Raw genomic sequence first — 13,542 nt, 5'->3', positions numbered from 1 at the left:
TGATTAAAATGTATATTCATCAAAAGGAAGGAGATGTTGAAGTGAAGAAAATAAATTTAAAAATAGACGGAAGAAGTAAGGAGTATTCATTAGACGAAAATTCTTTGGGAATTAGACTAGGAGATATAGCAAAAGAGTTTTGTGATGAACATAAAGGATATATAACACTTGCGGTTGTAGATAATAAATTGAAAGAGTTAAATTATAGAGTGAAAAAGGATTGTGAGATAGAGTTTTTTGATACGACAAATGAAGATGGAGAAAGAGTTTACTTTAGAGTCATGTCATTTGTGTTTGTGATGGCTTGTAGAGAGATATTTTGGGACAGCAGAGTTACAATAGAACATTCACTATCTGGTGGACTATATTGTGAAGTTCATATAGAGAGAAAACTTAAAGAAGTTGATGTTGAAAATATAAAAAATAAAATGAAAGAGATAATAAATAATGACTACACTATAGAAAAAATAGAAGTTACGAGGGATGAAGCTATTTCTATATTTGAAAATAATGAGATGTATGAAAAAGCAGAACTTTTGAAATACAAGGAATATGATAGTGCTAAAGTATATAAATGTAGAAACTATATAGACCATTTTTATGGATATATGTTGCCATCAACTGGTTATATAAAATCGTTTGATATCATACTTTACAATGGAGGTATTATAATTTTAGGGCCTAGTGAAGAAGATAAGACTCTACCTATGAAATTTATACCTCAACCTAAGCTATCAAACGTATATTATGAAGCAGAAGAATGGTCAAGACTAATGGGAATTGATAAGGTAGTATCACTTAACAGAATAATAGAAAATAATGAATATGGAGATATAATAAGAACATTTGAAGCATTACATGAAAAGAAACTATCTCAAATAGCAGATATGATAAAAGATAACAATAAGAGAGTAGTTTTAATAGCAGCACCATCATCATCTGGAAAAACAAGCTTTGCTCATAGACTATCAATACATCTTAGAGTAAATAACTTAAATCCGATTTCAATATCTTTAGATGATTATTTTATAGATAGAAAACATACTCCTTTAGATGAATATGGAAACTATGATTTTGAGTCAATTTATGCTATAGATTTAGAGAGATTCAACTTAGATTTAAATAAACTTTTAGCAGGTGAAGAAATTGAGGATATAAGGTTTAACTTTAAAGCTGGGGAAAGAGAATATACTGGTAAAAAGATAAAGATAGACTCAAATCAACCAATTATATTAGAAGGTATACATGGGCTAAACCCTATTTTAACAGCATCTATACCAGATGAAGATAAATTTAAGATATACATAAGTGCCCTTACTCAAATAAATTTAGATGACCATAATAGAATTCCTACTGCCGATTTGAGAATGATAAGAAGAATTGTTAGAGATTATAATTTTAGAGGATATAGCGCTGATAATACTATTTTGCAATGGGCATCAGTTAGAAGAGGAGAAAAGAAAAATATATTCCCTTATCAAGATGAAGCAGATGCTATATTTAATTCCGCTTGTGTGTATGAATTAGCGGTTTTAAAGCGATTTGCTAAGCCTCTATTGGAGGAAATAGATGAAGATAATCCTGCTTATATTGAAGCTACTAGATTATTAAAGTTTTTACAGTATTTTGTTGAACTAGATGATATTTCTGATATACCAGGAACTTCAATCCTTAGGGAATTTATTGGAGGAAGTAAAATAGTTGATTAGCATGTATTATTGATTATTTTATTGTACTCATATTGAACTAAATATTTTTTTAGAGATACTGAATAATCTATGGTTTATATTTTAAGTAATATTGCTGGAGTATTAAAGTGAAAATTCTATTTAGTTATCAAAAATTCTTTGTTTTGTGAGAATTAGTATAGATAATAAATACTATTTAACTTTAATACTCCTTTTATAATATTATGATATTTTTTATAATATGTTTGAAAAATAAAGTTAAGTCTGCAAAAAATAGTTTTAAAGTATAATTTCTTTTAACACTGTTTTATTATAGTATAAACTTGTGCTAAAATAGAGTATATAACATAAGATGATGAGGTGCATATGAATACGTTAGATGAGACATTATTAAAAGAAATTATAAGTTCTAATAAAAAATATACAAATTATGGACAAGTTGCTAGTTACATACCAGAATTAAAAAATGCTCGTAGAAATGATTTAGGAATTTGTATTATAGATAGTGAAAATAACATTTATAGTGCTGGAAATTGTAGCACAAAATTTACAATACAAAGCATTTCAAAACCAATTGTGCTTGCCATGGCACTTATGGACAATGACTGGGAAGACGTTTTTTCAAATGTTGGAATGGAGCCAAGTGGAGACCCATTTAATTCTATAATGAAACTTGAGATTAATGATACTAAAAAGCCTTGTAATCCAATGATAAATGCAGGAGCAATAGTTACCACTTCTCTTATAAATGGGAGCTGTTTGGAAGAAAAAGAAGAAAGAATGCTTAGCTTTTTTAGAAAGTTGGCAAGAAATGATAACATAGGAATAAATTATGATGTCTATAAGTCTGAAAAAATGACTGGAGATAGAAATAGAGCTATGGCTTATCTGTTAAAAAGTGATGGATTTATCAGAGGTAATGTAGAAGATGTTTTAGACCTTTATTTTAAACAATGCTCAATTGAGGTAGATTCTATAGATTTAGCGAGAATTGGTATAAATCTTGCTAATTATGGAGTAGACATAGAAAATGGAGAGCATTTAATGAGTGAAATGGTATCTAGAATTGTCAAGACATTTATGATGACTTGTGGAATGTATGATGCTTCTGGGGAATTTGCTATTAAAGTTGGAATTCCTGCAAAATCTGGAGTTGGGGGTGGTATAATGGCTTCTGTGCCAGGACGTATGGGTATTGGTGTTTATGGACCTGCACTTGACAAAAAAGGTAACAGCGTCGCAGGAGTTAAAGTTTTAGAGGAGTTGTCAAATAAACTCAGATTAAATATTTTTTAAAATTTTAAGAAAGGATTTTTTTGACAACAACATATAATTTAATATATAATTAAATTGTAAAGAAATATGAATTAAATAAATTTTTTAGGAGGGGTCAATGAAAGAGGTATTGGTATTACGAGATTTGGAGTGCATAAAGGCTATTGCACATCCACGTAGAATAGATATTCTAAAAGCATTTGACAAATCGCCATTGTCAGCAAAACAATTATCTCAATTATTGGAAGAACCTCATGCAAAAATAAACTACCACATAAAAATGTTATACAAAGTTGGTATTTTAGAATTAGTTGAGGAAAAAATAAAGTCGGGGATTGTGGAAAAATATTATTATCCAAGTGCAAAAAATGTGGTTATAGGGAATAGGATACTTAATTTTTCTTTAGACAATGGGGAAGAAAAAGAAGAATTGTACATATCAAGATTTGAAAATATGAGTGAAGTTTTTTATAAAGCAGCAGAGGAAGATGTTTTAGAAAATGAAAATATAGTTGATTATCATGATATTTCTCTTACTCATGATGAATTAGTTGAACTTAATGATACTATGAAATCAAAGATAGATGAAATTTTAAATAAAAGACAAGACAGCGTTGAAGGTTCTAAGTATGATATAGCTATGGTTGTAGTTCCTACAGTTGAAGAAGAATGTCCTAATTAGAATCATTAATTATGTATTAGTTATAAAACATAAGATTAGAGATTGAACATCAGAATTTACTTAATAATCAAAAAATACTTTTGAGCATGAGTAAAATAATGATTTTTAATCTCTATTTTTTTGTTATTTGAATGACTAAATATACTCTTTGAAATTTATCAAAATGGGTATAATTAAACTATAAATATTAAAATTTAGAATTAATATATACGAAATTAATTATAGTTATACTAAAATTAAGACTTAAGTATCAAAAATTTATAAATTAAAATTATGTACAACCAAAAGGAGATTAATATGATTAAATTAGGAACACATATTTCAATAGCAAAAGGATTTGCAAAGGCAGCCGAAACAGCTGTATATATTGATGCAAATACATTTCAATTTTTTAGTAGAAACCCAAGAGGAGGAAATGCTAAAGAATTTGATGAGAAAGATATAGCTAAATTTCAAGAAATTAGAAAAGCAAACAATTTTGCACCATTACTTGCACATGCTCCATATACTATGAATCTAGGTGGAGTGAAGGATGATGTTTATGAATTCGCAACAAGAGTAATAGATGAAGATATAAGAAGAATGGATTCACTAGGTATAGAATACATGTGTTTTCACCCTGGAAGTCATGTAGGTGGTGGAGTAGACTTTGGTATAGATAGGATAGTAAAAGGGCTAAACAATGCTATTAAAGGAGATGAAAATATAACTATACTCCTTGAAACAATGTCAGGAAAAGGGACTGAAATAGGATTTAGTTTTGAGCAGTTAAAGAGCATAATAGACAATGTCGAACATAAAGAAAGAATAGGTGTGTGTCTTGATACATGTCATATTTTTTCAGCTGGTTATGATATAGTTAATGACTTGGATGGAGTTTTAGGGGAATTTGACAAGATTATAGGTATAGATAGATTAAAAACTATACATTTAAATGATAGTATGATGCCATTTGGGGATAAAAAAGATAGACATGCTCCTATAGGTGAAGGTAAGATAGGGCTAAAAGCTTTAACTGATTTTATGGAACATCCAAGCATTAAAGATTTGCCATTCTTCTTAGAAACACCTTTTGATGAAGAAGGTCATAAGAGAGAGATTAAGATGATTAAAGAAATTTTATCTAGTAAATAGTATTTTGATATGATGTAAATAATATTTTGATGCTATTTAAGTAGCATTTTGATTATATTTGGATTAAATTTAGATTATATGCTAGTGAAATATAGATTGGTATATTATGAAGCATATTAAATAAAATTTTGATGTAATATAAAAGAGCATATTATAAACTATATAAATAAACTTGATAAAATGTGTATATATTTTAAATAGTATATAAATAGATTGCAAAAATTCTCATAATTTGTTGTATAATTAAAAGTAACATGTTAATAATGTTTAAAATTAATTAAAAGTTAGGTGGGGAAAGCTATGAGAAATTTAGGCAAAACTAGTATGAAGATAAAAAGAGTCGGTTTTGGGGGAATTCCAATACAAAGAATTACACAAGAGGATACTAATTTAGTTATAAATGAGCTAGAAAAACAAGGAATAAACTTTATTGATAGCGCAAGGGGATACACAATAAGTGAAGAAGCTATTGGAATTGCTATAGAAGGAAAAAGAGATAAATTTTTCCTAGCTACTAAAAGTATGTCTAGGGATTATGATTCAATGAAGAGAGATGTGGAAATAAGTTTAAATAACTTTAAAACTGATTTTATAGATTTATATCAATTCCACAATGTTAAAGAAGAAGAGTATGACAATATTTTTAAAGATAAAATGGCTTATAGTGCCCTTTTAGAAGCAAAAGAACAAGGGAAGATAAAACATATTGGTATAACTAGCCATAACTTAAATACTATAGAAAGAGCTTTAGAAAGTGGCAAATTTGATACTATACAATTTCCTTACAATATAGTTGAAGGACAAGCAGATGATGTATTTAAAAAAGCTCATGAAAAAGGAATTGGTATAATAGTAATGAAACCTTTAGCTGGTGGAGCTTTAGATAATGCTACATTGGCTATTAAGTATATATTGTCTAAGGATTATATAGATGTGGTTATACCAGGAATGGATAGTGTTGAACAAGTTAGACAAAATGTCGCTGTGCTTGAAAATCTTGTATTAGATGAGGATGATGAGATAAAAATTGAAGAAATAAGAAATTCTCTAGGTAAAAAATTCTGTAGAAGATGTGAATATTGTATGCCTTGTGCTGTTGGAATAAATATACCTTTAAGCTTCTTATGCGAAGGATATTACACTAGATATGGATTAGAGGAGTGGGCTAAGGAAAAATATGAGGTTATGGATGTTAAACCTACTGAATGTATTGACTGTGGTCTTTGTGAAAGTCGATGTCCATATGAACTTCCTATAAGAGAAATGTTGAAGACTGTTGTTGAAAAGCTAGGATAGATTTTACTTATTGAAATCGGTGTAATAAATTTACGCCGATTTCTTTTTTTATGTAAGTATAATTATTATGATAAGATTGTGTTTATGAAAGTATTAAGTGTTATGTCTGTGCAATTATTAAGTGTTATGTTTATGCAAGTATTAATTATTATATAAATATTGTTTTTGCATCAATATAGATTTATATAGCATATACAGATTTTTATTTTTCAAAAATATTATAAGATATATCGTATTTAGATATTGGATAAAGTTCAATTTCAACTCTAGGATTGTCCTTATCTATAAAATCAAATAAAAGTACTGGCTTAAGCTGCTTATCATTTTTTATTATTCCACTTTTTTCAATACCATCACAAATGCTCTTTGGATAGTTATGTAAATCTCCCATTCTCTTGTTAGGGAAGAATAATTTTAACACTGTTATTAAATTTTCTTCAACAGTTTCTCCTTGATACTGTTGATTTATAAAACCTGCAATCATGTTCTCATATGCTAAATACTTAGAATATTTTCCCTTTGAAGGCATCCATGCTTGACCATTTATATTATGAAGTTTAAAATTAGATTTACTAATGGGTCTACCTGGTATTGTTATTTTAATCAATTTATTCACCATCCTTATACAGTATTTATTATAATCTGTGGATGATTTAAAAGCAAATTCTTATTTGTTGTACCTTTCTGAATAACAAAGTCTAATTGGATAAGATATGATTTTAATAGTGTAATATATATTAGATTGTTGTAGATATGAAAGATATATTATAGAAGAAATACAAGGTAGCAATAGAGGGAAGAGATATGAAAGTTAAATTATAATAATGTTGTAGAACAACAAAAATATAGATAATGAAAAATAAGTAGTGTTATAAGAGTAAAATAGCTAAAGATATAATATGGATGAAAGCTAAGCTATACAAATATTGTAGAATAACAAAATATAGATAGTTAAGAATAAGTAAGTGTTATAAGAGGAAAATAGTTAAAAATTAAAAATAGATAGATGTTAAATTATACTAAGATAACAGCATATAAAAGTCAAATTATATAGTAAATAAATTATATAAACATGTAAATTTTAAAAATTAGACTATTTAGACTATATATATTTAGGCTGTATAAATGTTGTTATGTCTAAACAAAGAAACATATGTAGCATAATTGTGATTTTAGAATTTAAGTTGAAAAGGAATAATTTTATGGATAATAACAGATTAAAAGAATTTTGTAACCTCATAGGATTAAAGTGTGTAGGAATAGCTGGAGTAGACAAGTATGAAAATCTGAGAGAGATACTTGAAAATAGACAGAAAAAAGACTATTTAACAGGTATGGAAGAACCCATAATTGAAAATAGAATTAATCCTAGAAATATAATGGAAGATGCTAATTCTATAATAGTGTGTGCTTTTCCATACCATATAAATAGACAAGAAAAGAATAAAAATTCAAATTTATCAAAATATTGTCATGGAAAGGACTATCATATTGTAGTAAAAGATTTTTTACAACAAATTTGTGATTATATTTCCAAAAATGTAGAAGGTTTTAAATATAAGATATTTGCTGATAATGGACCATTAGTTGACAGATATTTAGCTTATTTATCAGGTATTGGATATTTTGGAATAAATAATAATATTATAACTGATGAATATGGTTCTTATATATTTATTGGATATATAGTAAATAATTATAAGTTTGAAGAAGATAAACCACTAGAAAAAAGCTGTTTTAAATGTGGAAAGTGTGTAAAATATTGTCCGGGAAATGCTATATTGGGAAATTATGATATGAATCCTAAAAAATGCTTATCATATATAACTCAAAAAAAGGGAGATTTGTCAGAGGAAGAAAAGTATGTTTTAAAGAAAAGTAAAAAGATATTTGGGTGCGATATTTGTCAAGAAGTATGTCCTCATAATATTGAAATACCAACAACTCACATCTTGGAATTTAAGGAAGATATAATAGACTATTTGGATTATGATGAGATACAAAATATATCAAATAAAGAATTTAAGAGGAGATATGGAGATAGAGCCTTTAGCTGGAGGGGTAAAAATATAATAAAGAGAAATATGGAAATAATTTTAGATAAGTATGATGACTAATAATAAGAGTCTACTTCATATACTTTAATGTGTATTTACTTTAACACTTATGGTGTAAAAGTCATATTATATCATTAAAGTTAAATATGAGGAGGTGGGGGAATATTGAAATATAATAATACATCTGAAATAAGTCCACTAGATAGTATATTGGGTCAAGAAAGAGCAGTAGAAGCTATGGAGTTAGGTTTAAAGATAAATAATCCAGCCTACAACATATACCTAGCTGGGGAATCTGGAACAGGTAAAAGTACTTATGCCTTAAAGGTTTTAAATGAATATGCATCTAAAAAAAGTACACATAAAGATTGGTGCTATATATATAATTTTGAAAACCCTAGAGAACCTATGATAGTTGAATTAGAAAAAGGGTTTGGAAGAGAACTTAAGAAAGATATGGAAAAGTTAGTAGAAAGTCTTTTAGAAGATTTTAAAAATGCATTTGAAAGTGAAGATTTTGAAATAGAGAAAAATAAACTTTTGGATGAATATGAAATAGAAAAAGATATGTTACTAAAGCAGATTAAAAAATATGGAGAAGAAAAAGGATTTAAACTAAAACAAAGTAAAATGGGAATAGTTTTCATACCTTTGAAGGAAGATGAAGAAGAAAGTGATATATCAGATGAAGAGTTTTATAAGGCTAAAAGAGAACTCGAAAACATGGCAATACAAGTTGTATATAAAATTAGAAACTTGGAAGAAAAAGCTGAAAAGGCTGTGTTAGAGCTTGAAGAAGAGATAGCTAAGCTTGTAGTAGAACCTCATATTAAAACGTTGTGCGAAAAATATGAATGTTATGAAAAAATTCAACTTTACTTAGAAAATATAAAAAAAGATATCATAGAATACATGTATTTATTTTACTTAGATGAAGAAGAATTGAAAGATAAGTATGATAAAGAACACTTTATAAAGTATAAAATTAATTTATTTGTAGATAATGGAGGTTCGAAAAAGAAGGAATCAGCACCTGTCATAGTGGAGATAAATCCAAGCCCATCAAACCTATTTGGAAAGGCAGAATACGATTATGCAAACGGAAATATAAAGACTGATTTTACAAAATTATTATCAGGAGCATTTCATAGAGCTAATGGCGGATATTTGGTGCTTTATGCAGACCAGTTATTAAAGTATACTATGTCTTGGGAAATTCTTAAAAAGACATTGCAAACAAAAAAAGTAATTTTGGAAACACAGACAGCAATTAAACCAGAAAATATGCCCTTAGATGTCAAAGTGATATTGATAGGAAGTCATTATATATATGATATTTTATATAGATATGAAGAAGATTTTGGAAAATATTTTAAAATATTTGTAGATTTTGATAGCGAAATGGATAAGAATAAAAATAATGAAGATGGAATAGCTAGATTTATAGCATATCAATGCAATAAAAATGGCTTAAAACATTTTACAAAAGATGCAGTTGACGAAGTTGTTAAGTTTAGCACTAAATTGTCTGGTGATTTAGAGAAGCTATCAACTAAGTTTAATAAAATAATGGAAGTTATAATAGAAGGAAGTGCATATGCAGAATTTAGAAGTTCCGATTATACAGAGCGAGATGATATTAAAAAAGCAATAAGTGAAAAGAAAAAGCGTATTAATAGAGTAGAGACACATATGGATGAATCAATTGAAAATGGTTTTACTCTAATAGAAACAGAAGGAAAAAAAGTTGGAGTAATAAATGGGCTATCAGTTTTAAGTACAGGAGAATATTCTTTTGGTAGGGCTTCAAGGATTACAGCAACTACTAGTCCAGGAAGCAATGGTATAGTAAATATAGAAAGAGAAGTAAATATGAGTGGCTCAATACATAATAAAGGAGTGCTTATATTAGGGGGATATCTTTCTGAAAACTTTGCACAGGATTTATTGATGTCATTAAATGCATATATTTGTTTTGAGCAAAATTATGGAGGTATAGATGGGGATAGTGCATCTTCTGCGGAGTTATATGTATTGTTATCATCTCTTAGTGGTGTAGCAATTAAGCAAAATATTGCAGTTACAGGCTCTATAAATCAAAAGGGAGATATACAAGTAGTTGGTGGAATAAGTGAAAAAGTAGAGGGATTTTATTCTATATGTAAAACTAAAGGCTTAAACAATGAACAGGGTGTAATAATTCCTAAAAAAAATCAGAGAAATCTTGTTTTATCAGATGAAGTTAATGATGCTATAAAAGATGGAAAATTTAAAATATATACAGTTGAAAGAGTAGAAGAAGCTATAGAGATATTGACAGATGTCAAATTTGAAGAAATAAAAAAATTGGTCAAAGAAAAACTACTATCTTTTAGTAAGATACAAATTGAGGCAAAAGAATAAGTTTATAATAGAATTTAATGGGTATTTATATGTATAATAAAAAGCAGGAACTTTAATAAGTTTTTGCTTTTTTTGTGAAATATCTGTAGAGTAAGTTTTGTTTTGTATGTTGATGTTTATTTTTTGTTGATATGATTAAACTATATATAAATAATGTTTTATAAATTGGTATTTTAAGGGGGATAATTATGAAAAGTGTAAATAAGAAAGATATAAGTAAGAATGATGTAAGTAAGAATGATGTAAATAAAATTGAAACTCAAAAAGAAGTAGATGAAATAATTGATGAAAAAGATATAGAAAATTTTGTAGATATTAAGGATAATAAAAAAAGTGTCAAAGTTAGCAAAAAAGATGCTCAAAAAAGTGAAAAAGATAGTAAATTAAAAGATAATAAATCTAGTAAAAATATACAAAAAGTGAGTAATAAGAAAGCTAAAAGTAAATCTGTAGATAAGAAAGAATCTGCAAACGAAAAAGATGTAAATAAAATTTTAGATGAATTAGAAAAATTGTATCCAGATGCTACATGTGAACTAAATTATGGGACAGCCTTTGAACTTTTAATAGCAACTATATTATCCGCTCAATGTACTGACGTAAGAGTAAATAAAGTTACAGCGGAATTGTTTAAGAAGTACAATACAGCAAGAGATTTTGCAGATTTAAGTATTGAAGAAATTAGTAAAGAGATAAAAAGTTGTGGTCTTTATAAAAGTAAGGCTCAAAAAATAAAAGCTACATCTGAACAGTTGTGTGAATTATATAATGGTGAGGTACCAGATACTTTAGAAAAGCTTGTAAAACTTCCTGGTGTTGGGAGAAAGACAGCAGGCGTTGTTCTTAGTAATGCCTTTAATCATCCAGCAATAGCAGTAGATACACATGTATTTAGAGTCAGTAATAGAATTGGAATAGTAGATGAGCCAAACCCTCAAAAAACAGAATTTGCACTTATGGAAGCCATACCAAAAGAAAGATGGTCACACTCACATCATGTATTAATTTTTCATGGAAGAAGAATGTGTAAAGCTAGAAATCCAGAGTGTGAAAACTGTCCAATAAAAGATGATTGTAATTATTATCAAGAACTTAAAGAAATGAAATAACTTTTCTAAAGTAAGTTGTACAAGAGTGATTTTCTGATATAATAATACTTATGAAAATGTTAGATAGAAAACTATTATATATAATAATATAAAAATTATTATTAACATTATTATATATGATAGTATAATATTATTGTTATTCTGTTTATAAAATAAAGTTTAGTAAACAAGAACGATATTTAGGAGGATAAAAATGTCATTAAATATAGTATTAGTAGAACCAGAAATACCTCAAAATACAGGAAATATAATAAGAACTTGTGCAGCAACAGGTTCAACTTTGCATTTAGTAAAACCATTAGGTTTTTCATTGGATGATAAGCACTTAAAAAGATGTGGTCTTGACTATTGGGATATAGCTGATATACAATATTACGATAGCTTTGAAGAATTACAAGAAAAATATCCAAACAGTAGATACTTTTTTTCTACAACAAAGGCTAAACAATCGCATTCAGATGTAAAATATGAAGAAAATTGTTTTATAGTATTTGGGAAAGAAACAAAGGGATTACCAGAGTCTTTGTTGAAAGCAAATATGGATACTTGTATTAGAGTACCTATGTTAGATGTTGAAAAAGCTAGGTCATTAAATTTATCAAATTCAGTAGCTATAGTAGTATATGAGGCTTTAAGACAAATAGGATACCCTAATATGAGGTAGTTTAAATAATCCTAAATTAGAAAGGAGCATACTTAATGAAAAATCTAAAGATAATCTGTGACAGTTTATCGGACGTGCCAAAAGATTTGTTAGATAAATATGATATAGATATTGTTTCATTAACAGTTATATTAGAAGAAAAAGAATACAAGGATAGGATTGATATATCTGGAGATGAATTTTATAAAAAACTTAGAGAAGAAAATGCATATCCAAAAACTTCTCAAGCTACTTATGCCCAATTTAAGGAAGTTTTTGAAAAATACACGAGTGAAGGTAGAGCAATACTTTATATAGCTGGTTCGGCTACAGCTACAGGAACATATCAAAGTGCTGTAATGGCGAAGAATGATGTAGAAGGTGAAATATATACATATGATTCTAACTTACTTTGTATGGGAACTGGTCTGCTTGTAATAAAAGCAGGAGAGCTTGCAAGTGAAGGAAAATCTATTAATGAAATATTACCTGTTTTAGATGAATTAAAAGAAAAAGCTTTTGTTATATTTTCAGTGGATACATTGGAGTACTTACAAAAGGGAGGAAGAATATCATCTACTAAGGCGGCAATAGGAAGTATATTAAATATAAAACCTATTCTTGAAATAAAAGGAGGGTTAGTCTCACAATTATCTCAAGTAAGAGGTAAGAAGAATGTAATTTCTAAGATGATGGACTTGATAAAATCGAATTGTGGGGATGATTTATCAGACCAAGTTATATATATAGGATATAGTGATGACATTAAGGAAAAAGAACAATTGTCTAAAGTTATAGAGGATGAATTGAGACCTAAGGAAATTAAATTTTTCCAAATTGGTGTGTGTATAGGTGCACATGCTGGTCCTGGTGTAACTGGAATTATATGTCTAAAAAATAAATAACAATTTTTTATATTGGGATTATTTATTTTTTTATTAATTTATGATAAGATATGTTAAACATTGATACACTAGATATGATTTGTTTTAGATAGAATTAAGTGTTGATATATTAAGTTGAGTTTTTAGGGAAGTGTGTAAATAGATAGAAATCTATTACACACTTTTTTATGGTAAGTTTATTGAAAAAATTAAATAAATACTTGCAAATGAGGTATAACAAATCAGTAAATAGTATGTAAAAGTAAATAGTATGTAAAAGTAAATAGTATGTAAAAGTAAATAGTATGTAAAAGTAAATAGTATGTAAAAGTAAATAGTATGTAAAAGTAAATAGTATGTAAAAGTAAATA

11 protein-coding genes are annotated in these 13,542 nt (G+C 27.6%); 10 read left to right on the top strand and 1 reads right to left on the bottom strand.

The window, feature by feature from the left end:
* The first annotated feature begins 41 nt into the window (after nt 1–41).
* The 5 genes from IC174_RS18695 (at nt 42) to IC174_RS18675 (ending at nt 6,075) form a co-directional block, all read left to right on the top strand.
* Nucleotides 42–1,709, top strand: coding sequence for a nucleoside kinase (locus IC174_RS18695; RefSeq protein WP_227483646.1), 1,668 nt, complete (start codon nt 42–44; stop codon nt 1,707–1,709).
* A gap of 345 nt (nt 1,710–2,054) precedes the next feature.
* Entirely contained in the window at nt 2,055–2,984 is a 930-nt protein-coding gene (gene glsA / locus IC174_RS18690) for a glutaminase A (protein ID WP_227483645.1), read from the top strand.
* Between the two features lie 97 nt (nt 2,985–3,081).
* On the top strand, nt 3,082–3,645 hold the full coding sequence (locus IC174_RS18685) for an ArsR/SmtB family transcription factor (RefSeq protein ID WP_227433610.1): 564 nt from the start codon (nt 3,082–3,084) through the stop codon (nt 3,643–3,645).
* 297 nt (nt 3,646–3,942) lie between these two features.
* Nucleotides 3,943–4,779 carry a deoxyribonuclease IV gene (locus tag IC174_RS18680; protein WP_227433609.1) on the top strand — a complete coding sequence of 279 codons (837 nt, stop codon included), beginning with the start codon at nt 3,943–3,945 and terminating at the stop codon, nt 4,777–4,779.
* A 300-nt stretch (nt 4,780–5,079) separates the two neighbouring features.
* Complete coding sequence (locus tag IC174_RS18675; protein ID WP_227483644.1) at nt 5,080–6,075, top strand: aldo/keto reductase; 996 nt, start codon at nt 5,080–5,082, stop codon at nt 6,073–6,075.
* A 202-nt stretch (nt 6,076–6,277) separates the two neighbouring features.
* Here the strand turns inward: IC174_RS18675 and IC174_RS18670 are convergent, their stop codons facing one another.
* Entirely contained in the window at nt 6,278–6,682 is a 405-nt protein-coding gene (locus IC174_RS18670; protein ID WP_227433607.1) for a RusA family crossover junction endodeoxyribonuclease, read from the bottom strand.
* Nucleotides 6,683–7,277: 595 nt separating this feature from the next.
* Here IC174_RS18670 and queG point away from each other — a divergent pair.
* The 5 genes from queG (at nt 7,278) to IC174_RS18645 (ending at nt 13,192) form a co-directional block, all read left to right on the top strand.
* Nucleotides 7,278–8,192: a tRNA epoxyqueuosine(34) reductase QueG gene (gene queG, locus IC174_RS18665; protein WP_227483643.1), complete on the top strand. Its 915-nt coding sequence runs from the start codon at nt 7,278–7,280 to the stop codon at nt 8,190–8,192.
* A gap of 105 nt (nt 8,193–8,297) precedes the next feature.
* Entirely contained in the window at nt 8,298–10,535 is a 2,238-nt protein-coding gene (locus tag IC174_RS18660) for an ATP-binding protein (protein ID WP_227483642.1), read from the top strand.
* Nucleotides 10,536–10,723: 188 nt separating this feature from the next.
* A complete protein-coding gene (gene nth / locus IC174_RS18655; RefSeq protein ID WP_227483641.1) occupies nt 10,724–11,644 on the top strand; it encodes an endonuclease III in 921 nt (306 codons plus the stop codon).
* A gap of 193 nt (nt 11,645–11,837) precedes the next feature.
* Nucleotides 11,838–12,308, top strand: a complete 471-nt coding sequence (gene trmL, locus IC174_RS18650) for a tRNA (uridine(34)/cytosine(34)/5-carboxymethylaminomethyluridine(34)-2'-O)-methyltransferase TrmL (RefSeq protein WP_227433604.1) — start codon at nt 11,838–11,840, stop codon at nt 12,306–12,308.
* 35 nt (nt 12,309–12,343) lie between these two features.
* Entirely contained in the window at nt 12,344–13,192 is an 849-nt protein-coding gene (locus tag IC174_RS18645; protein ID WP_227433603.1) for a DegV family protein, read from the top strand.
* Nucleotides 13,193–13,542: the final 350 nt, after the last annotated feature.

The organism is Clostridioides sp. ES-S-0001-03, from assembly GCF_020676075.1.
Classification (GTDB): Bacteria; Bacillota; Clostridia; order Peptostreptococcales; family Peptostreptococcaceae; genus Clostridioides.
The sequence above is the reverse complement of the archived record's forward strand: the minus strand, read 5'-3'. Positions and strand labels throughout refer to the sequence as shown.